Source organism: Micromonospora fluostatini, from assembly GCF_050410825.1.
GTDB classification, from domain to species: Bacteria; Actinomycetota; Actinomycetes; order Mycobacteriales; family Micromonosporaceae; genus Micromonospora; species Micromonospora rosaria.
Genome location: NZ_CP191251.1, coordinates 5,633,300 through 5,656,503, shown reverse-complemented (window position 1 = coordinate 5,656,503; position 23,204 = coordinate 5,633,300). Strand labels below are relative to the sequence as shown.

Annotated in this window: 19 protein-coding genes; 8 read left to right on the top strand and 11 right to left on the bottom strand. The window is 74.9% G+C overall.

Annotated features, from left to right (window positions below):
• The first annotated feature begins 89 nt into the window (after positions 1-89).
• Both ACQUFX_RS25095 and ACQUFX_RS25090 read left to right on the top strand, forming a co-directional pair.
• Positions 90-1,946: an acyl-CoA dehydrogenase gene (locus ACQUFX_RS25095; RefSeq protein ID WP_428962723.1), complete on the top strand. Its 1,857-nt coding sequence runs from the start codon at positions 90-92 to the stop codon at positions 1,944-1,946.
• Between the two features lie 339 nt (positions 1,947-2,285).
• Positions 2,286-2,555: a DUF6458 family protein gene (locus tag ACQUFX_RS25090; protein ID WP_067370866.1), complete on the top strand. Its 270-nt coding sequence runs from the start codon at positions 2,286-2,288 to the stop codon at positions 2,553-2,555.
• Positions 2,556-2,697: 142 nt separating this feature from the next.
• Here ACQUFX_RS25090 and ACQUFX_RS25085 read toward each other — a convergent pair whose 3' ends face one another.
• A complete protein-coding gene (locus ACQUFX_RS25085; RefSeq protein WP_428962722.1) occupies positions 2,698-3,228 on the bottom strand; it encodes a SixA phosphatase family protein in 531 nt (176 codons plus the stop codon).
• A 116-nt stretch (positions 3,229-3,344) separates the two neighbouring features.
• Between ACQUFX_RS25085 and ACQUFX_RS25080 the strand changes: the two genes are divergently transcribed.
• Entirely contained in the window at positions 3,345-3,632 is a 288-nt protein-coding gene (locus ACQUFX_RS25080) for a DUF6458 family protein (RefSeq protein WP_428962721.1), read from the top strand.
• A 165-nt stretch (positions 3,633-3,797) separates the two neighbouring features.
• Here the strand turns inward: ACQUFX_RS25080 and trhA are convergent, their stop codons facing one another.
• A complete protein-coding gene (gene trhA / locus ACQUFX_RS25075) occupies positions 3,798-4,475 on the bottom strand; it encodes a PAQR family membrane homeostasis protein TrhA (RefSeq protein WP_428962720.1) in 678 nt (225 codons plus the stop codon).
• An 86-nt stretch (positions 4,476-4,561) separates the two neighbouring features.
• Between trhA and ACQUFX_RS25070 the strand changes: the two genes are divergently transcribed.
• Genes ACQUFX_RS25070 through ACQUFX_RS25060 form a run of 3 tightly spaced genes read left to right on the top strand, consistent with a single transcriptional unit; the run spans position 4,562 to position 6,865 of the window.
• Positions 4,562-5,254: a 5-oxoprolinase subunit B family protein gene (locus tag ACQUFX_RS25070; RefSeq protein WP_428962719.1), complete on the top strand. Its 693-nt coding sequence runs from the start codon at positions 4,562-4,564 to the stop codon at positions 5,252-5,254.
• Complete coding sequence (locus ACQUFX_RS25065; RefSeq protein ID WP_428962718.1) at positions 5,251-6,132, top strand: 5-oxoprolinase subunit C family protein; 882 nt, start codon at positions 5,251-5,253, stop codon at positions 6,130-6,132. Before ACQUFX_RS25070 ends, ACQUFX_RS25065 begins: the two co-directional genes overlap by 4 nt.
• Positions 6,116-6,865 carry a LamB/YcsF family protein gene (locus tag ACQUFX_RS25060; RefSeq protein ID WP_428962717.1) on the top strand — a complete coding sequence of 250 codons (750 nt, stop codon included), beginning with the start codon at positions 6,116-6,118 and terminating at the stop codon, positions 6,863-6,865. Before ACQUFX_RS25065 ends, ACQUFX_RS25060 begins: the two co-directional genes overlap by 17 nt.
• A 115-nt stretch (positions 6,866-6,980) precedes the next feature.
• Here ACQUFX_RS25060 and ACQUFX_RS25055 read toward each other — a convergent pair whose 3' ends face one another.
• The 6 genes from ACQUFX_RS25055 to pdhA all read right to left on the bottom strand — a co-directional run bounded on the left by ACQUFX_RS25055 (position 6,981) and on the right by pdhA (position 16,127).
• Positions 6,981-8,819: an NHL domain-containing thioredoxin family protein gene (locus tag ACQUFX_RS25055; protein WP_428962716.1), complete on the bottom strand. Its 1,839-nt coding sequence runs from the start codon at positions 8,817-8,819 to the stop codon at positions 6,981-6,983.
• A 242-nt stretch (positions 8,820-9,061) separates the two neighbouring features.
• Positions 9,062-11,701, bottom strand: coding sequence for an LppU/SCO3897 family protein (locus ACQUFX_RS25050; RefSeq protein ID WP_428962715.1), 2,640 nt, complete (start codon positions 11,699-11,701; stop codon positions 9,062-9,064).
• A 347-nt stretch (positions 11,702-12,048) separates the two neighbouring features.
• Positions 12,049-12,186: a hypothetical protein gene (locus ACQUFX_RS25045; RefSeq protein ID WP_428962714.1), complete on the bottom strand. Its 138-nt coding sequence runs from the start codon at positions 12,184-12,186 to the stop codon at positions 12,049-12,051.
• A 217-nt stretch (positions 12,187-12,403) separates the two neighbouring features.
• A complete protein-coding gene (locus tag ACQUFX_RS25040) occupies positions 12,404-13,948 on the bottom strand; it encodes a dihydrolipoamide acetyltransferase family protein (protein WP_428962713.1) in 1,545 nt (514 codons plus the stop codon).
• Positions 13,945-14,934, bottom strand: coding sequence for an alpha-ketoacid dehydrogenase subunit beta (locus tag ACQUFX_RS25035; protein WP_067374402.1), 990 nt, complete (start codon positions 14,932-14,934; stop codon positions 13,945-13,947). The genes ACQUFX_RS25040 and ACQUFX_RS25035 overlap by 4 nt, the downstream gene beginning before the upstream one ends.
• Positions 14,934-16,127, bottom strand: a complete 1,194-nt coding sequence (gene pdhA, locus ACQUFX_RS25030; protein ID WP_428962712.1) for a pyruvate dehydrogenase (acetyl-transferring) E1 component subunit alpha — start codon at positions 16,125-16,127, stop codon at positions 14,934-14,936. Before pdhA ends, ACQUFX_RS25035 begins: the two co-directional genes overlap by 1 nt.
• 571 nt (positions 16,128-16,698) lie before the next feature.
• Here pdhA and ACQUFX_RS25025 point away from each other — a divergent pair.
• Together ACQUFX_RS25025 and ACQUFX_RS25020 are read left to right on the top strand one after the other, a co-directional pair.
• Entirely contained in the window at positions 16,699-17,376 is a 678-nt protein-coding gene (locus tag ACQUFX_RS25025; protein WP_428962711.1) for a hypothetical protein, read from the top strand.
• A gap of 43 nt (positions 17,377-17,419) precedes the next feature.
• Complete coding sequence (locus ACQUFX_RS25020) at positions 17,420-18,094, top strand: phosphatase PAP2 family protein (RefSeq protein ID WP_428962710.1); 675 nt, start codon at positions 17,420-17,422, stop codon at positions 18,092-18,094.
• Between the two features lie 13 nt (positions 18,095-18,107).
• Here ACQUFX_RS25020 and ACQUFX_RS25015 read toward each other — a convergent pair whose 3' ends face one another.
• The 3 genes from ACQUFX_RS25015 to ACQUFX_RS25005 all read right to left on the bottom strand — a co-directional run bounded on the left by ACQUFX_RS25015 (position 18,108) and on the right by ACQUFX_RS25005 (position 23,151).
• Positions 18,108-19,337, bottom strand: coding sequence for a hypothetical protein (locus tag ACQUFX_RS25015; RefSeq protein WP_428962709.1), 1,230 nt, complete (start codon positions 19,335-19,337; stop codon positions 18,108-18,110).
• Between the two features lie 129 nt (positions 19,338-19,466).
• Positions 19,467-21,179 (bottom strand): GTPase, encoded by a 1,713-nt coding sequence (locus tag ACQUFX_RS25010; RefSeq protein WP_428967072.1) that lies wholly within the window; start codon positions 21,177-21,179, stop codon positions 19,467-19,469.
• A gap of 61 nt (positions 21,180-21,240) precedes the next feature.
• Positions 21,241-23,151 carry an ABC transporter gene (locus tag ACQUFX_RS25005; protein ID WP_428962708.1) on the bottom strand — a complete coding sequence of 637 codons (1,911 nt, stop codon included), beginning with the start codon at positions 23,149-23,151 and terminating at the stop codon, positions 21,241-21,243.
• Positions 23,152-23,204 lie beyond the last annotated feature (53 nt).

Here is a 23,204-nt window from a genome sequence, read left to right as displayed (position 1 = left end):
TCCTGCTTGTGGGTTGTCGTTGCCTACCGGTGAGTAATACATTGGTGTTACTGATCGGTAACACCTGTCCGGAAGCGGGGCCAGCGAGCATGACCCACTACAAGAGCAACCTTCGGGACCTTGAGTTCAACCTGTTCGAGGTCTTCGGGGCGGATCAGGCGTTCGGCCAGGAGCCGTACACGGATCTCGACGTCGACACCGCGCGGAGCTTCCTCGCCGAGGTCGACCGCCTCGCCCGCGAGGACCTCGCGGCCAGCTACCTGGACGGCGACCGCAACCCCCCGGTCTTCGACCCGGCCACGCACACCGCGCCGCTGCCGGAGTCGTTCAAGAAGTCGTACCAGGCGTTCATGGACTCCGAGTTCTGGCGCCTCGACCTGCCGCCCGCGCTGGACGGCACCCCCGCCCCGCGTACCCTCTGGTGGTCGCTCGCCGAGATGGTCCTCGGCTCGAACGCCCCGGTCTGGATGTACGCCTCCGGCCCGTCCTTCGCCCACGTCCTGCACGTCGAGGGGACCGAGCGGCAGCAGAAGTGGGCCAAGCTCTTCATCGACAAGCAGTGGGGCTCCACGATGGTGCTCACCGAGCCGGACGCCGGCTCGGACGTCGGCGCGGGTCGCACCCGGGCCGTCCCGCAGCCGGACGGCTCGTGGCACATCGAGGGCGTGAAGCGCTTCATCACCTCCGGTGAGCACGACCTCAGCGACAACATCGTGCACTACGTGCTGGCCCGCCCGGTCGGCGTCGAGGGCGTCGGCGGCCCCGGCACCAAGGGCCTCTCCCTCTTCGTGGTGCCGAAGTTCCACTTCGACGAGGAGTCCGGCGAGCTGGGCGAGCGCAACGGCGTCTACGCCACCAACGTCGAGCACAAGATGGGCCTGAAGGTCTCCAACACCTGCGAGGTGACCTTCGGCGAGCACGGCGTACCGGCCAAGGGCTGGCTGCTCGGCGACAAGCACGACGGCATCCGGCAGATGTTCATGATCATCGAGTACGCCCGGATGATGGTCGGCACCAAGGCCATCGCCACCCTCTCCACCGGCTACCTCAACGCCCTGGAGTACGCGAAGAACCGGGTGCAGGGCGCCGACCTGCTCCAGCAGACCGACAAGGCCGCGCCCCGGGTCACCATCACCCACCACCCGGACGTCCGCCGCTCGCTGATGCTCCAGAAGTCGTACGCCGAGGGGCTGCGGGCGCTGGTCTGCTACACCGCCTCCTGGCAGGACAAGGTGGCCATCGCCGAGGCGGCCGGCGACGAGCCGGCGACCGCGCTCGCCAAGCGGGTCAACGACCTGCTGCTGCCGCTGGTCAAGGGCGTCGGCTCGGAGCGGGCGTACGAGATCCTCGGGCACGAGTCGTTGCAGACCTTCGGTGGCTCCGGCTTCCTCCAGGACTACCCCCTGGAGCAGTACGTCCGGGACGCCAAAATCGACACCCTGTACGAGGGCACCACCGCGATCCAGAGCCTCGACCTGGTCTTCCGGAAGATCGTCCGGGACAAGGGCAAGGCCCTGCTCACCGTGGCCGGCGAGATCCAGGAGTTCATCGCCTCCGAGGGCGGCAACGGCCAGCTCAAGCAGGAGCGGCTGGCGCTCGGCAAGGCCCTCACCGAGGTACAGAGCATCCTCGGGGTGCTCACCGGCTGGCTCGGCGAGGCGCAGGCCGGCGACGCCCGCGCCCTGTACAAGGTCGGGCTGAGCAGCCGTCGCTTCCTGCTCGCGCTCGGCGACGTGATCGTCGGCTGGCTGCTCCAGCGGCAGGCCGACGTCGCCCTGAAGGCCCTGGCCGGCGAGGTCTCCGCCACCGACCAGGCGTTCTACACCGGCAAGGTGGCCGCCAGCCGGTTCTTCGCCCGCGAGGTGCTGCCCCGCATCGGCGCCGACCGCCGCATCATCGAGTCCACCGACCTCGACCTCATGGACCTCCCCGAAGAAGCCTTCTGACCCTCCACCCGTCCTCGCTCTCTGCTTCCACCGCCCGGCCCGGCCCAGCGGCCTCGCACCGCCGTCCGCCCGTGCCCGGCGCGTTGATCAAGGGGTTTGTGTCACCGACCAGCACCGCTGGTGACGCAAACCCCTTGATCGTCCCTGGGACTGGGCGGGTGGGGGGAGCGTGCCGGGGGTGGCCGGGGTGGGGGGAGTGTCCGGGGTAGGGGGCGGGGTTGGCGGGTAAGCGGGGGCGCTGAGAGACGTCGGCGGGACGGGGCCGGCTGAGGAGGAGGGCCGGCAGCGGCTGTCGGCGGAGCACGCCCGGAGGTCACCACACGGGGGAGTGCAGCGCACATGGGTGTTGGTAGCGGTATCTTCCTGATCGCCATCGGCGCGATCCTCACGTTCGCCGTGCGGGCGAACGTCTGGTGGGTCGACCTGCGGGCGGTCGGCTGGGTGTTCATCCTGGCCGGGCTGGCCGTGCTGCTCACCACGCTCTGGTTCTGGCAGGACCGGCGCAAGCGGGCCCGCACCCTCATCGTCGAGGAGAACCGGCTGTCGCATCCGACCGCGATGATGCCGCCCCCGCCGGACCCGCCCCCGCCCACCGCACCGCCGTCCTGACGCCCCGCCCGGCCCGGTACCCGCCCAGCCCGGTGCCGGCCGGGTCCACCTCCGCCCCGCGCCCAGTGCCCGCGTCGGCGCGGTGCGGGGTGTTGAGAGGGGGCCCCTCCTCTACCGAATGCGTTAACAGGGGGCCCTTCCTTCACCGCAGGCGTTGGTCGGTCAGCAGGGCGTGGCCAAGGGTGAGGTCCGGCCACGGTACCGGGGCGCGGTGCGCCACCAGGTCGGCGGTGCGCAGGCCGTCCGGTACCGGTCGGGCCCGGTCCAGCAGGTTGGACAGCAGTGACACGCCCGGGTTGTGGGCCACCAGGAGCACCGTGCGCGCCTCCGGTGACACCGTCCTGACCAGCGCCAGCAGGCCCTCGGGAAGGGCCTCGTAGATGCCCGGTTCGTAGCGTACGACCGGTGCGGAGCCCGCCGGCCCACCCTCCGGCGGGCTTCCGGTCATGCCGGCCGCCACCCCGTGCCAGGTCTCCCGGGTACGTCTCGCCGGTGAGCAGAGCACCACGTCGGGCAGGTACCCGTGCCGGGCCAGCCAGGCTCCGGCCGCCTGTGCGTCGGTGTATCCCCGGGCGGTCAGTGGCCGGTCGACGTCGGGGATCTCCCCGGGTGGCTCGGCCTTGGCGTGCCGCAGCAGGATCAGCGTGCGGCCCCGTCCCCTGTCGTCCGTCATGGGGCCAGCTTGCCGGATTGGCGCTCCGAGTGCCGGGGTATGTCGATGGATGCCGCAACCTCATCCGTGGCCGCAGCGGGTAGGAAACGCCAGCAGGACGCCAAGGAGGCGACAAGATGGGCATCGGTGGCAGTATCTTCCTCATCGCGGTCGGCGCGATCTTCGCGTTCGCCGTGGAGGCCAACCTCGGGTGGCTCAACGTGAGCGTCGTCGGCTGGGTGCTGATGTTCGCCGGGCTCGCCGGTCTGGTCACCACCCTCTACTTCTGGAACTCCCGGCGTCGGACCGTGGTCGCCACCCCGGTCCGTGAGGCGCGGGTCGTCGCCGACCGGACGGTCCCGGTCCGCGACGACCGCGTGGTCCAGGAGTACCGCGAGGTCCGCGGCCCCGGCCGCACCGTCTAACCCCCCAACCCCCCAACCCCCCAACCCCTCCCCCTCCCCCCCACCCCTTCCGTCGATCATGGGGTTGACGGCACTCGCAGAGATCAGAAGTGCCGCCAACCCCATGATCGACCCGATCTAGGGGGAGGGGGGAGGGAGAGGGAGGGAGGGGGTGGGAGTGGGGGGTTAGGCGAAGAGGGCGAAGTAGATGGCGATGTGGTGGCAGATTGCGGCTACCAGGGTGCAGGCGTGGAAGAACTCGTGGTGGCCGAAGACGGTGGGCCACGGGTTGGGGCGGCGCAGCGCGTAGAAGACCGCACCGACGCTGTAGATCGCCCCGCCGACGGCGAGCAGGACCAGCGTGGTGACCCCGCCGACGTGCAGGATCTCCGGCAGCATCGCCACCGAGACCCAGCCGAGCGCCAGGTAGAGCGGGGCAGAGACCCAGCGGGGCGCGTGCGGCCAGATCAGTTTCACCCCGACGCCGCCGAGCGCCCCACCCCAGACCAGGACGAGCATCCCGGTCGCCGGCCGGGGTTCCAGCAGCAGCGCGCAGAACGGGGTGTACGTGCCGGCGATGAACAGGAAGATCATCGAGTGGTCCATCCGGCGCATGACCTGGTACCCGCGCGGTGACCACACCCGACGGTGGTACAGCGCGCTGGTGCCGAAGAGCCCGCAGACGGTCAGGCTGTAGATCGCGCAACTGACCAGGGGCGCCCAGCCGGGACGGCTGGCCGCGATCGAGCAGAGCACGATGCCGCAGACGAGGGCGACGAAGAACGCGTAGGTGTGCAGCCAGCCGCGCATCCGGGGTTTGCCGATGTCGACCGGCTTCAGGCGAAGCGGTGCCGAGGTGGTCACGACTAGAGGTTACGACACCGTAGGTTACTTGTAGGTAGTGCAACTGGTCACGGTGCCGACGCCCGCTGATACGGCAGGATGTCGGGATGCGCATCCGACCCGCCGGTGAGCACGCCCTGCTGCTCGACTGCGCCGGCCCGGACCAGGTCGAGGCGTGGCGCGCCGAGCTGTGGCGGCGGCGGGAACGCGGCGAACTCAGCGCCGTCGAGATCGTGCCGGGAGCCGAGACCGTCCTGCTCGACGGGGTACCCGATCCGGCGCGGACCGCGACCCTGCTCGCCCGCTGGACCCCCGACCCCGTGAGCCCCGCCGAACCCACGGCCGGTGCCGAAACCACTGCCGGACCTACGGCCGCTGCCGGTGCCGGGGCCGTCGGCGGGTCCGCCGGTGCCGGGGGTGCCGGCGAGGTGCGGGTGCTCACCGAGTTCGACGGGCCCGACCTGGCCGCCGTCGCCGAGCACTGGGGCACCGACGTGCGGGAGGTGCTGCGCCGCCTCACCGACCTGCGGTTCCGGGTCGCCTTCTGCGGCTTCGCGCCCGGGTTCGCGTACCTGACCGGGCTGCCCGAGCGGTGGGCGGTCCCCCGGCTGTCCAGCCCGCGTACCCGGGTGCCGGCCGGGTCGGTGGCCCTCGCCGGGCGGTACGCCGGGATCTACCCGACCGAGTCGCCGGGCGGGTGGCGGCTGGTCGGCCGTACCAGCCTGCCCCTGTTCGACGTGCACGCCGACCCGCCGGCCCGGCTCACCCCCGGCACCCGGGTACGGCTGGTACCCGCGTGACCGGGGCGACGGGCGTCTGCCCGGCCGGAACCGTCGAGGTGCTCCGGGCCGGGGCGCTCACCACCGTGCAGGACCTGGGCCGCCCCGGCTGGGCGCACCTGGGCGTACCCCGCTCCGGTGCGCTCGACCCGGCGGCCCTGCGCCTGGCGAACCGGCTGGTCGGCAACCCGGAGACCGCCGCCGGCCTGGAGACCACGCTGGCCGGCTGCGACCTCCGGCTCGACCGGGCCGGCACGGTCGCCGTCACCGGGGCGCAGGCGCGGGTCCGGGTGGGGGACCGGCCGGCGGACGTGGGCCGGCCCATCGCGGTGCCGGCCGGCACCCCGGTCCGGATCGGCCCGGCCCTGCACGGGGTACGCAGCTACGTGGCCGTCGCCGGGGGCGTCGCCGTCGAGCCGGTGCTCGGCAGCCGCGCCACCGACCTGCTCTCCGGCCTCGGCCCGCCCCCGGTCCGCGACGGCGACCGGCTGCCCCTGGGCACCCCGGCCGGGGTACCCGCCGGGGTGGACGTCACCGTCGGCGGCCCGTTCCCCACCGAACTGCGGCTCGCGGTGCGGCTCGGCCCCCGCGACGACTGGTTCACCCCGGAGGCGGTACGGCTGCTGCTGAGCACCCCGTACACGGTGAGCCCGGACAGCAACCGGATCGGCGCGCGGCTCACCGGCGCGGCGCTGCCCCGCGCGGTCGCCGGGGAACTGCCCAGCGAGGGGCTCGTGCTCGGCGCGGTGCAGGTGCCGGCGGACGGGCAGCCGTTGATCTTCCTCGCCGACCATCCGACCACCGGCGGGTACCCGGTCGTCGGGGTGGTGACCGACGTGACCGCGCTCGCGCAGGCCCGGCCGGGGACTACGGTGAGATTTTATGGACCTCAACGCTGACCTCGGCGAGGGATTCGGCATCTGGCAGCTCGGCGACGACGAGGCGCTGCTGGACGTGATCACCTCCGCCAACGTGGCCTGCGGCTTCCACGCCGGTGACGCGTCGACCATGCGCCGGGTCTGCGCCGCCGCGGCCCGACGCGGTGTCACCGTCGGCGCGCAGGTGGGCTACCGCGACCTCGCCGGCTTCGGCCGCCGCTACATCGCCTACGACCACGCCGAGCTGCGCGACGAGGTGACGTACCAGCTCGGCGCGCTGGACGCGTTCTGCCGGCTGTTCCGGACCCGGGTGCGGTACGTCAAGCCGCACGGGGCGCTGTACCACGCGGCGGCGACCGACGAGACGCAGGCCGCCGCCGTGGTCGCCGCCGTCAACGACGTCAACCACGAGCTGCCGCTGCTCTGCTCGCCCGGCTCGGTGCTGGCCCAGCTCGCGGTCGGCGCCGGACTGCGCGTGGTCGCCGAGGGCTTCGCCGACCGGGGGTACCTGCCCAACGGCCGGCTCACCCCGCGCGGTGCCCCCGGCGCCCTGGTCACCGACCCCGACGAGATCGCCGCGCGGGCCGTCCGGATGGCCACCGACCAGACCGTCGTCGCCGTGGACGGCACCGTCGTCTCCTGCCCGGTCGAGTCCATCTGCCTGCACGGGGACACGCCCGGGGCGGTCGCCTCGGCGGGGCGGGTGCGGGAGGCGCTGACGGCGGCGGGGGTCACGCTCACTGCGTTCGCGTGAAAGGAAGGGCCCCCTGTTAACGCTTTCTGTATAGGAGGGGGCCCCTCCTAACACCCCGGCTCGCCGGGACGGCCGGGGTCGGCGGTGGCCGGCGGGCCAGGGCGGCGGGCGTCGGCTACGTGTCGAGGCCGCGCAGCACCAGTGGGAGCCGGGCGGGAGCGCCGTCGACCACCCGTACCGGGACGCCCCAGTCCTGCCGGGTCAGGTGGCAGGCCGCGTGCTCGGCGTCCGCGTCGCAGGTGGCCGCCTGCGCGGTCACCTGGAGCACACCCCCGGGTACCGTGCCGTCGATCACCAGCCGGCGGGACAGCTCGGTACCGGTACCGGCGCCGTCGAGCAGCAGCTCCGGCGGGGAGGCGGAGACCACCAGCCGGGTCGACGGGCCGTACGTCTCGTCGAGTTTCTGCCCGGGTGCCGGGGTGAAGACGATGTCCAGGGTGACCTCGCCGGCGGCCAGGTCGGTCGGGCGGCGTTCGGTGCGGTGCCGGGGGCCGGCCACGGTGGTCGCGCCGGTGGCGGTGAGCGCCCCCGGTGCCACCTGGGTCAGCCGGTGCGCCGCCGACTCGACCACGAGGACCGCCCCGCCGTCGGTCAGCACCAGGTCGCTCGGCTCGGCGAGGCCGTCGGCCACCGTGGCGACCAGCCCGGTCGCCGGGTCGTACCGGCGGACCGCCCCGTTGTACGTGTCGGCGACCAGCACCGAGCCGTCGGGCAGCGCGCACACCCCGAGCGGGTGTTGCAGCAGCGCCTGCCCGGCCGGCCCGTCCACGTGCCCGAAGTCGAACAACCCCTGCCCGACGGCGGTGCCCATGGTGCCGTCCTCGACGTACCGGACGGCGCTGGTCTCGCTGTCGGCGATCCAGAGCCGGCGGCCGTCGGCGGAGACGGAGAGCCCGGAGGGCTGCGCCATCCACACGTCCGGCAGCGGCCCGTCCCGCAGCGCCTCCACCGTCGTGCCGGCGTACACCCCGGCGGTCCGCTTGACCGGGTCGAACCACCAGAGCTGGTGGATGCCGGCCATCGCCACGATCACCCGGCCGTCGTACCAGGCCAGGTCCCAGGGGGAGGAGAGGTCGACGGAGAGCGCGTCGTGGGCGTGGTCGTCCACCGTGGAACGCCACTGCCGTCCCGTACCGGCGACCGTGACCACCTCGCCGGTGGCCAGGCGTACCCCGCGCAGCAGGTGGTTGACGGTGTCCGCGACGACCAGGTCGTACCCGGCGATCTCGGCGACCTGCGGGGGGAGCAGGCAGAGCCCCTGCGGTTCGGAGAAGGTGGCCGCCTCGGCCGGGCCGTCGACCCGCCCCCGGTGCCCGGCGCCGATCCGGCGGACCACGGTCTCCCCGTCCGGCTCCAGCTCCACCAGTGAGTGCCGCGCCGAGTCGGAGACCAGCAGGTTCCCGCCGGGCAGCGCCACCGCCTTGCCGGGGAAGCGCAGCGTGGTCTCCGGCTCGGCGGGCGGCACGTACGGGCCGTCGCCCCGGCGCAGGGTGCCCTTCGCCTCGTGCTCGGCGACGAGCTGGTCCAGCAGCCGGGCCAGCCCGTCGGCGTGCCCCTCCCCGGCCATCGTCGCCACCACGTACCCCTCGGGGTCGACGACCGCCAGGGTCGGCCAGGCGCGGGCCGCGTACTGCTGCCACATGTCCAGCTCGGGGTCGTCGAGCACCGGGTGGTGCACCCCGTACCGCTCGACCGCCGCCGCCAGGGCGTCCGGGTCCTTCTCGTGCTCGAACTTGGGCGAGTGGACCCCGACGACCACCAGCACGTCGGCGTACTTCTCCTCCAACGGGCGCAGCTCGTCGAGGACGTGCAGGCAGTTGATGCAGCAGAAGGTCCAGAAGTCCAGCAGGATGATCCGCCCACGCAGGTCGGCGAGGGACAGCTCCCGCCCGCCGGTGTTGAGCCAGGCCCGCCCCCGAAGCTCGGGCGCCCGGACGCGGGGCGTGGTGCTCATGCCGCCACCTCGCCGTGTCCGGTGCCGCCCCGGCTCTCGACGACGATGGTCCGCTCGCTGAACTCGCTCATGGGGCCAGCCTTTCACGTCGGTCCCGACCGCGACCGGGGTCTCCCCGGTGCCCGCCGGCTGCACGCCCGGTCAGCCCGGACGGTGGTGCCGGGTGGGACGACGACGGCGGGGCCACGGACAACCGTGGCCCCGCCGGGGCGGTCGGGTGGGGTGGCGGAGGCCACCCCGGGTCACTCCTGGGCCGGCTTGAGGCAGAGCACCGGGTTGGGGACGTCGCCGCGCAGCACGACGTGCGGCTGGCCCGGATCGTCGCACTTGTCCTTGTTGTCGACCTTGGAGACCACGGTGAAGGCACCGGAGTCGCCGCAGTCGGCCTCCGCCGCGCCCTCGCCGGACTGCTTGACGCAGGAGTTCACCGCCGGGTCGAAGGCCGCCGGGTCGTCGTTGCCGACCTTGCCGAGCAGGAGGAGCAGACCGAGCGGTACGGCGAGGATCAGCACCGCCGCCACCAGCACGGCCGCCAGGACCCGCCCGTTGCGGACCTTCGGCGCGGGCTGCTCGGGCTTCGACTCCTCGGCCTCCGGCTTGAACGCGTCGAAGCGGCCCTGGTCCGACTCGCCGGCACCGTTCTGCGGCCATCCCGGGCCGGACTGCTGGCCGCCGGGCGGGAAGGCGGACGGGAAGCCGCCCTGCCCCGGCTCGCCGATCGGGCCGAAGCCCGGGGCGCCGCCCGGCACCGCGCTCTGGGCGCCCCCGCTGCCCGGGGTGGGCGGCCCACCGAACGGGTCACCCCGGTCGAGCGGGGCGTCGTGCGGCCGGACGCCGTTGACCGGGCGGTTGGTGCTGTTGGGCTCGCCGAAGGCGGGCATGGTCGACGGGAAGCCCGGCGGCGTGGCCGAGCGTGGCGGGGCCTCGCCGAAGCCACCCGGGTGGGCGGTCGTCCGGTCGTGGTCGTCGAAGCGCTGCTCCGGCCCCGGCCCGAACCGGTCCGCCCCCTGCTCGAAGGGCTTCGGCCCCTGGTCGAACGGGTTGGGCCCCTGGTCGAACGAGGCGGGCCGCTGGTCGAACCGCTCCGGCCCCCGGTCGTACTGGTCGGGCCCCCGGTCGTACTGGTCCGGTGCCGGGCCGAACCGGTCACCGCCCTGGTCGGGGCGCTCGGGTGCGGGCGGAAAGCCCCGGTCGTACTGGTCGGGACGAGCGCCACCCTGGTCGAAGCGGGGCTCCGGCGTGGGCTCGGCCCGGTACCCGACCGGCTCGGCGGCGTCCGGCTCGTCCACCGGCTCGGGTCGGGAGGGCCGGCCGTACACCCGGGGCTGCGGGGCGGGCGGGCCACCCGGCGGCAGGGACTGGTCGGTGGGGGGTACCTTGCTGGCCGCCGGCACGGCGGCGCTGGCCGAGACGGGGCCGGCGGCCTCGCCGGTCTCCGGCGAGGTACGCGGCGACGGCACCACCGGGCTGCCCGGAGCCTGCGGCTGCTCGTGCGGCGCGTCGGCGGGCGCCCACCCGCCTGCCTGCCCGTACGCCTGCGGTGCGGCACCCTCGCGGCCGGCCGGCTCGGGGAAGCCCGGCTGACCGGAGGCGGCGTACGCGGCCGGCGCCGGGTAGTCGGCGGGTGGTGCGTAGTCGGCCGGCGGCGCGGCGGCCAGGCTCGCGCCCGGGATGCGCTGCTCCTGCGGGGGCAGCGGCACCGCGTTGGCGGGCGAGATGCCCGGCCCGGGGGCCGGCTGGTACATCGCGGCGTCGCCGGGGCGGTTGCCCGGCCACTCCTCGGCGGGGGCGGACCGCTCCGGCGTCGGGTCGTTACGGCCCCACGCCTCCTCGGCGGCCCACGGCTCACCCGCCGGGATGGCCGGCCGCTCGGCGCGCTCGGGTCCCGTCCACTGTGCCGGGTTGGCGTCCTGCGGGGAGCCGCCCCAGGCGTGCGGCCCGTCGCTGCCCGGCACGGACGCCGTACCCCGGCTCGGGGCGGCGGCGTTCGCGGCCCAGCCGGCGGCCTCCGGGCGCTCGTCCGGGGTGGACGGGCGGGGCCAGCCGCCGGACTGCGCCGACTCGTCCGGGGTGGACCGCTGGTCGGGCTGCGGGCGGTCGGTCTGGTGCGGGGCGGCCGGGGCCCAGCCACCGGCCGGGTGCTGGTCGTCGCGGGCCGGCTGGTCCCAACCGGCGGGAGACTGGTTCGGCGGCGGGCCCCAGGCCGGCGGGGACTGGCTCTCCGGGGCCGGGCCGTTCCAGCCGGGCCGGGGGGCCTGCTCGGCGCCGGGCCAGCCGCCGCCGGCCGGGCCGGGCTCCGGTGCGGGCGTACCCCAGCCGCCGGAGCGGGCCGGATCCTTTGACGGGGACGGTGCGCCACCGGACCAGCCGCCCGACTGGGCGGGGTTCTCCGGTGGGGACCAGGTGTCGTGGCTCGGTGCCGGCTGCTGAGGCACCGAGGCGGCGCCCCGGGCCTGTGGCTGGGGCTGCTGCTGCGCCCAGTCGGGCGCGGGCGGCGCGGCCTGCGCCCAGGCCGGCTGCCCCGGCTCGGGGTGCGGCGGGGTCGGGGCCGGCGCGGCGGCCCAGCCGGGGGCGGCCGGTTCGGGCTGACTGGCGGCCCAGGCCGGCTGCGGCGGCCCGCCCTGGTTGCCCCAGGGCGTCGGCTCGGCGGTGGCGGCCCAGTTCGTGGTCGGTGCCGGGTCACCCTGCTGCCCGGCCCAGGCCGGTGCCGGCTGGTCCGGCCGGTTGGCCGGTGGCGGGGGCGCCCAGCCCAGGTCGGGGTTGTTCCCGTAGCCGCTGTTCTGCTGCTGCGCTGGCCGGTCGCCGTACGGCGCCGGTCCGCCGGCGCCCGGCGACACCTCGTCCGGCTCCCGGCCGGGGTGGTGTGAGCCCTCGGACGTCATCGGTGCGCCTCCTCAATCATGTCGGCCGCCGGTGCCGGATCGGGTCTCGTCGGCGTGGCTGCCGGCGTCGCCAGCGGTCCGGCCGTGCGGACTCTCTCGCACCCTAACCGGTGGCCGCCCGTGGCAGCCGGGGAGCATCCGGCCGTCACTCCGCGTCGCCGGGCCGATTCGAGGAGCTTCTATCGGCCCGATCGATCCGGATCGCCGGCTGCGGTGACGACCGTGCCCCACCGTACCGGGCGGTGCGGCGGGGTGGAATCCCGGTCTCAAGCGGTTGAAACGCCGACGACCCGCCCGGTGGTCGGGCGGGTCGTCGGACTGGGAGGAGGGAGCGGAAGGTCTCGGCGTCAGCTCACGTGCCGCTGGGCGATCGCGATGATCTCGTTGCGCACCGAGGGCGAACTGGCCTTGCGCAGCGCGTGCTCGATGGCGCGGGCGCGGCGGTTGGCGTCACGGCGGTCACGGATTCGCTTGATCATGCTCATCGGGGCTCTCCTCCAGGCTTATTCGGTTGTCGTCCCGTCGTTGCTTCCATTGAAGCGCAGAGCGCCGGTCATTGCCATCGATTATTAGGTGAGGTGGGACACCTGCCGAAAAATCAAAGGTTCGCTGGTTGCTTAGCCGACGTTCAGTCGGTGAACGGCGACGGCCGGTGTGCCGGGGTGGAGCCCCGGGCACACCGGCCGTCGCGGTGGTCGAGCGTCAGGTCCAGGCGAGCAGTGCCGCCTCCGGGTCGGCGAGGAATTCACCCACGTCCCGCAGGAACTTCGAGCCCAGTTCACCATCGATGATCCGGTGGTCGAAGGAGAGCCCCAGGGTGGTCACCTGACGCGGCCGGACCTTGCCCTTGTGCACCCAGGGCATCTCCCGGACCGCGCCGAAGGCGAGGATGGCCGACTCGCCCGGGGGCAGGATCGGCGTACCGGTGTCCACGCCGAAGACCCCGACGTTGGTGATGGTCAACGTGCCACCGGCCATGTCCGCCGGGGAGGTCTTCCCGGCCTTCGCCGTCTGCACCAGGTCGGTCAGCGCGTCGGCCAGCTCGCGCAGGGTGAGCCGCCCGGCGTCCTTGACGTTCGGCACGATCAGCCCACGCTCGGTGGCCGCCGCGATGCCCAGGTTGACGTAGTCCTTGACGACGATCTCGTCCCCGGCCCACGTCGAGTTGACCATCGGGTACCGCCGGACCCCGAGCAGGACCGCCTTCGCCACCAGCAGCAGCGGCGACACCCGGACGTCACGCCACTCCCGCCGGGTACGCAGCCGGTCCAGCGCCTTCATCGACCGGGTCACGTCGACGGTGAGGAACTCCGTGACGTGCGGGGCGGTGAACGCCGAGCGGACCATGTTCTCGGCGGTGAGCCTGCGTACCCCCTTGACCGGGATGCGCTGCTCGCGCTCCGCGCCGGGGCCCGCCACCGGCGGTGCCGCGACCGCCGGCTCCACCGCCGGGGCCGTCGCCGCCTGCTGTACGTCCGCCCGGGTGATCGAGCCCAGCGGGCCCGAACCGGTCAGCGTGGCCAGGTCGACGCCGAGGTCGCGGGCGAGCTTGCGCACCGGCGGCTTGGCCAGCACCAGGCCGCCGTTGCCGTTGGCCGGCGCGGTCACCACCGGAACCGCCGGGGCCGCCGCGACCGCCGGGGCCGCGGGGGCCGCCGCCGGGGTGGCGACCGGTGCCGGCACCGCCGGCGCGACCGGGGTCCGGACCGGCGTGGCCTGGGCCGGGGCGGGTGCGGTCGACGTCGGGGTGGCTCCGGTGCCGGTGGCCCCGACGGGGGTGGGCTTGCGCGGGCGGCGCTTGGCCGCCGTGGTGCGCGGGCCGTAGCCGACCAGCACGGCGGTCCGCCCGCCCGGGGCGGGGCCGCCGATGATGCCCGGCTCGACCGCGCCCTCGCTCGGGGCCACCTCGACCGCCGCCAGCGAGGCCGGCGACGGGGTGGGCAGCGCGGCGTCGGGCGCGCCGGTGGTCGACTCCTCGATGGGGCCGGCGTCGGGGTCGGTGTCGATCGCGATGATCGGGGTACCGACCTCCACCGTGGTGCCCTCGCCGTGGAAGATCGACTGCACCCGCCCGGCCCACTTCGCCGGGATCTCCACGGCCGCCTTGGCCGTCTCCACCTCGACGATCGGCTGGTTCAGCTCGATGACGTCGCCGACCTTGACCAACCAGGCGAGGATCTCTCCCTCGGTCAGCCCCTCACCCAGGTCGGGCAGGTTGAACTCCTTGATCCGGGACACGCCGCTCACCAGCCGAAGGTGCGGTCGACGGCGTCGAGGACGCGGTCGAGGTCGGGCAGGTACTCCTCCTCCACCCGGGCGGCCGGGTAGGGGGTGTCGAAGCCGGTCACCCGCAGCACCGGGGACTCCAGCGAGTAGAAGCACTCCTCGGTGATCCGGGCCGCGATCTCCGCGCCCAGGCCCAGGTTGCCCGGCGCCTCGTGCACCACCACCGCGCGGCCGGTGCGCCGCACCGACTCGTACGCGGCGGTCAGGTCCAGCGGGGAGAGGGTACGCAGGTCGACGACCTCCAGCTCCCGGCCGTCCTCGGCGGCGGCGGTCGCCGCGTCCAGGCAGGTCCGCACCATCGGCCCGTACGCCAGCAGGGTGGCGTGCGTGCCGGCCCGCGCGACCCGGGCGGAGTGCAGCGGGTACGCCTCGGCCAGCGGGGCGTCCAGGTCGACCGGGCCCTTCTCCCAGTAGCGCCGCTTCGGCTCCAGGAAGACGATCGGGTCGTCCGAGGCGATCGCCTGCTGGATCATCACGTACGCGTCCTGCGGGTTGGCGCAGCTCACCACCTTCAGGCCGGCGGTGTGCGCGAAGTACGCCTCCGGCGACTCGGAGTGGTGCTCCACCGCCCCGATCCCGCCTCCGAAGGGGATCCGGATCACCATGGGGATGTTCAGCTTGCCCCGGGAGCGGTAGTGCATCTTCGCCACCTGGGACACGATCTGGTCGTACGCCGGGTAGACGAAGCCGTCGAACTGGATCTCGCAGACCGGCCGGTACCCCCGGACGGCCAGGCCGACCGCGGTGCCGATGATGCCGGACTCGGCCAGCGGGGTGTCGATCACCCGCTGGTCGCCGAAGTCCTTCTGGAGGCCGTCGGTGATCCGGAAGACGCCGCCGAGCTTGCCGACGTCCTCGCCCATGATGACGACCTTCGGGTCGTTCTCCAGGGCCCGGCGCAGGCCGGTGTTGAGGGCCTTGCCGAGGGTGAGCGTCTCCGTGGCCATCAGTGGGCACTCCCCTCGAACGAGTCCAGGTACCGGGTGAACTGGGCACGCTGCGCGTCGAGTTCCGGCGAGCCGGTGGGGTAGACGTGGTCGAACATCGTCACCGGTTCCGGGTCGGGCATGGCGAGCACCCGCTCCCGCAGGTCCACCGCCTCGGTGCGGGCCTGCTCGTCGATCTCGGCGAAGAAGCCCTCGTCGGCGATCTGCTGCTGCTCCAGGAACGCCTTCATCCGGGCGATCGGGTCCTTGGCCTGCCAGGCCTCGACCTCGCTGGCGATCCGGTACCGGGTCGGGTCGTCGGAGGTGGTGTGCGCTCCCATCCGGTACGTGTACGCCTCGATCATGCTGGGGCCCTGGCCGAGCCGGGCGTTGTCCAGCGCGTGCCGGGTCACCGCGTACGTGGCCAGCACGTCGTTGCCGTCCACCCGGATGCCGGGGAAGCCGAACCCGGCGGCCCGCTGGTACAGCGGCACCCGGGTCTGCCGCTCCAGCGGCTCGGAGATGGCGTACTGGTTGTTCTGGCAGAAGAAGACCAGCGGGGCGTTGAAGACGCTGGCCCAGACGAACGCCTCGTTGACGTCGCCCTGGCTGCTGGCGCCGTCACCGAAGTAGGCGATCACCGCCTCGCCGTCCTCGGTCCCGGTCTTGCCGTCCATGGTGACGCCCATGGCGTAGCCCGTCGCGTGCAGGGTCTGCGCCCCGATCACGATCGTGTACATGTTGAACTTGAACTCGTTCGGGTCCCAGCCGCCCTGGTCGACGCCGCGGAACAGGCCGAGCGGCATGATCGGGTCGATGCCCCGGCAGTAGAGCACCCCGTGCTCGCGGTAGGTCGGGAAGGCCATGTCCTGCGTGCGCAGCGCCCGCCCGGAGCCGACCTGCGCCGCCTCCTGACCGAGCAGGCTCGCCCACAGGCCCAGCTCGCCCTGCCGTTGCAGGGCCGTCGCCTCGGCGTCGAGCTTGCGCACCAGCACGAGGTCGCGGTACAGGCCGCGGTACTCCTCGTCGGTGAAGTCGACCCGGTACTCGACGCCGTCCGGTCCGGTCACGGCGTCGATCCGCTCCCCGGTGGGGGTGAGCAGTTGTACGAGATCTGTCGTGCCGGCGGCGTGCTTCCTGGTGCCGGTGCTCTTCCTGGACCGCGGTGCGGCCCGCGTACCGCGGGTGGTGACCCCGGGATCGCCCTTTGCCATGCGTCTCTCCCCTGTCGTGTCTGCGTCGGCAACGGGGGGTCACCCGGCCACGCAACTCGTGCGCCGGCCCGGCTGGCGCCGGTCCGGGTCCTGGCTGCCGCGCCTGGCCCGGGTGGGGTTGCCGCGCGGCGTGAACCAGGCTCGGGTGACGAGCCTGGCTCGGGAGCCGGCGTCCCAGCCGTGCCTGTCGCGAGGGTGCGCGGAGGCCACGGCTGCGTTGCCGTCGAGGTCCATATTCGCAGAGAGGTGAGCGGGCCCACAGTACGGCCGTCCCACGAGGCATTTACCAGTGCCTTAACGCCCATTGCCGGCTTGCGGAACGGGCTTGACATCCTCGGCGTGTCGACACGCTGTACGGGGCTGGTCAACCGAGCGTCACTGGTTCACGCTGATTGATGCGGGATGACACTGATCCGAGTAATTTTCCGGTTTCGCGGTGTTCGGGTTCACCGGTCGCCGGGTTGTCGTCGCCGCACCGCTGGTCCACGAGGGGGAAACGGTGTCCGAACGCGGGGGAAGATCCGGTGCGTCGCTGTCCGTCCGCCACCGTCCGGCCGGGTACCGCCGGGTGGTGGGTGCCCACCGGGCGGCCGGCCCGAGCGGCCCGAGCCGGGGCTACCTGCTCACCGTCGCCCTGCTGGCCGGCACCGCGACGATGCCGATCCTCGCCGCCGTCAGCACCGGTTCCGCCACGATCGGCAGCACCGCCGTGCCGGACAGCGGCACGCCGTTCATCCCGACGCCGTCGGTCGGCCCGGTGGTGATCCCGATGCCGGTGGGCAGCCAGCCGGCCGCGTACCGGCCGTCCGGCCCGACGGCCACCCCCACGCCGCTCGTGCCCGACCCGGCCGAACCGGCCCCCGCCGACCCGCCGGCCCGGCCCGACGGGGAGGCGGACGCCGCCGCCTCGACCCGGCCCGCCCCCCACGCGCCGGTACCGTCCGCCTCCACCAGCCCGCCGGCCGCCCCGCCCCGGCCCACTCCGGTCCCGCGCCCCACCCCGCCGACCCCGCGTCCCAGCCCGGCTCCGAGCCCCACCCCGTCGCCCGGCCCGACCCCCACGACGGAGCCGACCCCGACCGCCTCGACGCCCACCCCGGACGTCTCCCGCGAGGTCGATCCCACCGTCGCGCCCGGCACCGGGCCGACCCACGGCGCCGGTGTCGAGCCGATCGCGACCGCCGACGGGCCGACCGCGACCGCCGGCCCGCCGCCGGACGGCCCCGAACCCGCCGGCGCGCTCCGGTGACGAGCGACCGCCCCGGTTCGTGCGGCCGGTCGGGCGGCTCCGGGTGTCCCCGGGCAGGGCGCCCCGGCTGCGGCCGGTCCGGTGGGCGGGGCTGCGGCGGCCGGCCGCCGGTCCGTCGGCGTCCGCGCCGGGCGAGGTGAGCGCGGCCCGGCTCGCCCGCCTGGTGACCGAGGTGACCGCGCCCGTCGTCCTGGTGACCCTGCTGACCGGGATCGTCGGGTGGCACAGCACCGGCGGCGGGGTGCACGGGCTCGCCTGGGGACTGCTGGCCACCCTCTTCGCCACCGGCCTCCCGCTCGCCTACATCGTCGGCGGGGTCCGGCGCGGCCGGTTCACCGACCACCACGTGGGCGTACCGGAGCAGCGCCGGCTGCCGCTGCTGTTCGGGCTGGCCTCGTCGGCGGTGGGCTGGGTGCTGCTGGCCGCCTTCGGCGCGCCCCGACCGCTGCTCGCCCTGGTGGCGGCCGGGGGGGTGGGGCTGGTGGTGGCGGTGACGGTGAGCCCCTGGTGGAAGATGTCGATCCACACGGCGGTGGCCGCCGGCGTGGTCGTGGTGCTGGTGCTCACCTTCGGCGTACCGCTGCTGGCCACCGTGCCGCTGCCGGCGCTGGTCGGCTGGTCCCGGGTCCGGTTACGCGACCACACGGTGCCCCAGGTGGTGGCCGGCGGCATGGTCGGCGGGCTGGTCGCCGGGGCGGTCTACGCCGCGTTCGGCTGACCGCCCCGGGCGGTCAGGCGCCCTCGTCGGCGAGGCGGTGCCGGTTCGCCTCGATCCAGGCGTCCAGGGCGGCCGGGTCGTCCGGGTCCACCCCGTCGGCCATCAGTTGCGCGACGGCGGCGGTGGCCGGGCTGCGCCGTTCACCGGTCGAGTAGAGCCGGGCGAACTCCGGCACCATCTCCTCGATCGCCGTGTCGGTCTGCGTCGTCGCCAGCTCCGGCAGCCCCCGCTGCCGGGCCGCGTGACCGGCCCAGGCGCGCAGCACCCGGGGCAGCATGGCGGCGTCGTCCATGTCCAGCACCGCCCGGCGGTGCACCCAGTCGAGCAGGAACAGCCCGGCGACGGCCGGGCTCCACCGCATCGGGTCGGCGTCCGGGAAGCTCGCCGCGTGGTCCAGCAGCAGGCTCAGGCAGAAGTGCAGCGAGGCCAGCTCGTCGCCGTCCACGGTGTGCAGGCCGAACCGGGCGGCGTCCGGGCCGGCGAGGAACCGCCGGACCAGCTCGGTACGCATCCCGGCCGGCAGCGGGTCGATCGGCGGCTCCGGCGTCGCCGACCCGGCGGGCCGGGCGGGCAGCAGGGCCAGCCGGGCGCCCACCAGCGCCCGGTCGGTGGCGAGGGAACCCTCGGCGGGCAGGTCACCCAGGTCGTCGGTGACCGTGAGGTGCCGGGTCACCTCGTCGCGCATCCGGGCCGGGTCCTCCGCCCGGAACCAGGTCAGCTCGTCGCTGGCGCACATCTGCCGGACCTGTTCCAGGATCGGCGCGGCGGGGCTGCCGACGAAGACGTCCTTGGTGATCCCGATGTTGTGGTCGACCAGCGCGACCAGGGCGTGCTCCGGCCCACCGGCCGCCTCGTCGTACGCGAAGGTGGCCAGGTACGAGGTCTGGTCGCCGTACACGTCGCCGTAGGCCCAGGTGCCGGTGAGGTGGACCCGCCCGAGCTGGCCGGCCCAGGCCGGCGCGGTCGAGCCGGGGCGGATCCGGGCCGCCCCGGTGGCGTCGGGCACCAGCGCGGCGAAGACGGAACGGATGGTGAGGGCGGCGGCGGTCCGCCGCCGTGAGGTGGCCGCCAGGAAACCGGTCACGAACTCCCGGACGGCGGTGTTCCGGTCTGTCTCGGCGATCGCGTAGACGCTGCCCAGCAGGGCGGTGCCGAGCATCTCGGCGTCGAGGGCACAGTCCAGCCTGGTCACGTCGCGGGCGGCGTGCAGCACCGCGTCGTAGGGGGTGTGTGGCGTGGCCATGGTCCGACCCTACGCCGCCGCACGCCCGGTGACATCCACCACGATTGCGTCCGGCACCACCGGGCCCGTCCGCCGTGCCCCGACCTCAGGGCCCCGGTGGCGACCGCCTGGGCCGTCCGGGTGGCGGTCTCAGTCCCGGGTGGCGGCCCGCAGGGCCGTGCCCGCCTCGACGTACGCGCGCAGCACGGTGCGGACCGGGGCGACCACGTACTCGTCGCCGACCCCGGCGACCGCGTCGGCCAGCCGTCGTTCGGCCTGCCGTCGGGCCCGACCGGCGGCCCAGCGGATCACCGGCCGGGTCACCGCCGCCAGGAGCAGCCCGGCGAGCAGACCGCCCAGCAGCAGCACCGTCGGCAGCGGCACCTGGCCGACCAGCGGCCCGTCCAGGGGCGGCAGGCCGAGCGCCCGCAGGCCGTACCCGAGGACCAGCCAGCCCAGCCCGGCCACCGCCGCGACGGTGACCAGCCACTGGAGGGCACCGACCAGCCGCCACCAGAGCGGGCGGCCGGTCACCCCCAGGTCGGTACCGGCGACCGCGCGGTCCAGGGCGTCCGGCAGGTCCACCAGCCGTGACCGGGCGGCCGTGGTGACCGCGGTCGGCCAGGCGGCCGGCAGGTCCGCGGCGGACCGGTCGGCCACCGCCCGGACGGCCAGCCCCAGCGCCGACCGCTGGGCGGCGGTCGGGTCCGGCAGTGAGGTGGCGGCGACCGGCTTCCGGCCGGCGTCGGGGGGCGGCAGGGCCGACCCGCTGTCGGCACCCGCCCCGTCCGGCCCGGCCAGGTGCAGCCGGCGCAGCGGGTCGGGGCGCAGCCGTCGCCAGCCCCGGACCAGCGGCCAGCCGGTCGCCGCCCCCGCCCGGTGCCGGTACGCCTGCCCGACCGCGTCGGCCGCCGCCGGCACCCCGGCGGTCTCCGCCAGCGCGCCGGTCAGCGACCGGACCGTGGCGTCGTCCGGGCCGGCCCGGGGGGTGTCCGGGCCGACCAGCTCGGCCAGCCCGGCGACCACGCTGTCGGCGTCCCCGGCGAGCCGGCGCAGGACGGCCTGCCGTTCGGCGACCGTCCGCTCCAGCGCCTCGCGCAGCTCGCCCATCCCGCTCGGGTCGAGCGCGGCGGTGGCCAGCAGCGGCACCCCGCCCAGCCCGTCGTCGTCGAGGAGCCGGCGCAGGTCGTCGAGGACCCGGGGCAGCTCGGCGGGGGCCAGCCGGTCGGCCTGGTTGAGCACGACCAGGGTGACGTCCTTGTGCCGGTGGAACTCGCGCAGGTAGTTGGTGTGGATCAGCCGGTCGGCGTACTTCTGCGGGTCGACCACCCAGACCACCAGGTCGACCAGGCCGAGGAGGCGGTCCACCTCCAACTGGTGCGACCGCTGCACCGAGTCGAAGTCGGGCAGGTCGAGCAGGACCAGGCCGCGCAGGGCGGACTCGTCGTCACCGTCCAGCGCGCTCTCCCGGACGAACCGGTGCCGGGGCAGCACACCCACCCAGTCGAGCAGCCGGTTGGCGCCGTCCAGCGGCCCCCAGACGCAGGCGTGCGCGACGCCGGTGGTGGGCCGGCGGACCCCGACCGGGGAGAGGTCCATCCGGGCGAGGGCGTTGAACAGGCTGGACTTGCCGCTGCCGGTGGCGCCGGCCAGGGCGACCACGGTGTGGTCCCGGGACAGCGCCAGCCGGGCACCGGCCCGCTCGACCAGGGTGTGCGCCGGGACGAGTTGGGTGTCCGGCAGGTGGCCGTCGACCACCTGGAGGAAGCGGCGTACCGCGTCCAGCCGGGCGACCAGGTCGTCGGCGTCGACCCGCTGCTCGCCCCGGAACGCCTGGCGTACCCGACCCACCAGGCCCGTCACGGGGCCGGCCTCACGGGCGCGCGGTCGGCGGGCCCGTGCCACCCGGGCCTGCTGGCTGTGCTCAACGGCCTCCACCTTCGTTCGTCGCCGGGGTCAGGGCCGACCCGGGCGTCTCGGTCAGCCCGCTGTGCTGGCGGCTGACCTCCACCCAGGCGGCGGCCCCGCGAAGCTCCGCGGCGGTGGCCGCGTCGGGTCGGGCCTGCCCGGTCCGGGCGAGGTAGCGGGCGGCCTCCTCGTCGAGCAGGGTACGGACCCGCTTGAGCAGGTCGGCCCGCGCCTTGTTGGCGAGGGTACGGACCGCCTGGTCGCCGAAGATCGCCTGGAGCACCGCCTGGGCGGCGACCGTGGTGCCGGCGCCGGTGGCGACCTCGGCCCCGGTCGGGATGAAGGCGGTCGAGGCGAAGACCGCGATCATCACCGCCAGCCCGGTGGCGTTCACCGCGTACGCGGCCGTCCGGGCCACGAACCGCTTGTCGCCGCCCTCGGTGCGGACCAGCTCCAGCACCGCCCGCTGCCAGTCCCGGACCAGCCGTTCGGCGCGTTCGGGCAGGTCGTCGGAGGGGTGGGCGAGCCCGTCCGTGAGCAGTTCGGCCCCGGCCGGGTGCGCCTTCCACCCGGTGTGCGCGTTCTCGGCGGCCTCGGCGGCCACCCCGCGCAGCAGCGTGACCAACTGCGACTCGATGGCGGTCCGCAGCTCGGCGGCGGGCGCCGGCCGACCGGTGACCATCGCCACCAACCGGTCCCGCAGCCGGCCGATCCGGGCCTCCAGGGAGCGGAGGAACTCCCCCGTGCCGACGAACTCCTGCCAGCGGGCCAGTACCTCGCCCCGGAGCAGCCGGCCGTCCCGCAGCCCCTGCTCGACGGTGCGGTGGGCGCCCCGGTACGCCGCCCGGACCCGCTCGTCGAGCGCGTCGGCGGCGGCGCTCTGCTCGTCGGCGGCGGCGGCCAGCGCCTCGACGGTCGGCAGCAGCGCGGCCAGCGCCCCGTCCAGGGTCTGCCGGATCACCGCCGAGCGGGCGTCGGCGTCGGCGGCGAGCTGGTGGAACCAGGTGGCCAGGGGCGCGGTGGCCCAGTCCGGCAGCAGGCCCTGCCCGTCGACCTGGGTCTCCGGCAGCACGAACAGCGGCGCGGCGCCGAGGTCCTGCTCGGCGAGCATCTCCGCCAGGTGGGCGGCGACCTCGTCGGTGGCCTCCGGCGGCACCCGGTCGAGCACCATGGCGATCACCGTGCCCCGCCCCCGGGCGGTCCGCAGCAGCTCCCAGGGGACCGCGTCGGCGTACCGGGCGGCGGTGGTGACGAAGAGCCAGAGGTCGGCCGCGGAGAGGAGCTGACCGGCCAGGGCCCGGTTGGCGTCGACCACCGAGTCGATGTCCGGGGCGTCGAGGAAGGCCAGCCCGGGGGGCAGGGCCGGGGCGTTGACCAGTTGCAGCGTGCCCGGGTCCTCGCTGGGCTCGGTGGTGCGGGTCAGGCCGGGCAGCAGGTCGCCCTGGCGGAACCAGGCGGCGTCGGCGGGGTTGCAGACCAGCACCGGCGAGCGGGTGGTCGGGCGGAGCACGCCGGCCGCGCTCACCCGGGCCTGGACGAGGCTGTTGACCAGGGTCGACTTGCCGGCTCCGGTGGAGCCGCCGACGACCACGAGCAGCGGGGCGTCGAGCTGGGCGAGCCGGGGCAGCAGGTAGTCGTCGAGTTGGTCGGTGAGGGCGGCGGTGGTCCGCCGGGCCGGCTCCGCGGTGGGTAGCTCCAGGGGGAAACGGGCGGCCCCGAGCACGGCCCGCAGGCCGGCGAGCGCGGGCGGCAGGCCGTCCTCCGTCGGGGCGGGAGGGGCGGGCGGGGGCGGCACGGCGTCGGCCGGCAGGGGCGGCCCGGCGTCCTCACCAGGGGCGGTCGGATCCGGCCCGCCGTCCGGTTGCCCCGTGCGGGCCACGACGGTGGGCACGCCGGACGGGGTGGCGGAATCGCCGTGCGGGATCACCGCTAAAGCGTGCCCGACCGACGCAACAGAAGACAACCGGCAGCAGATCACCA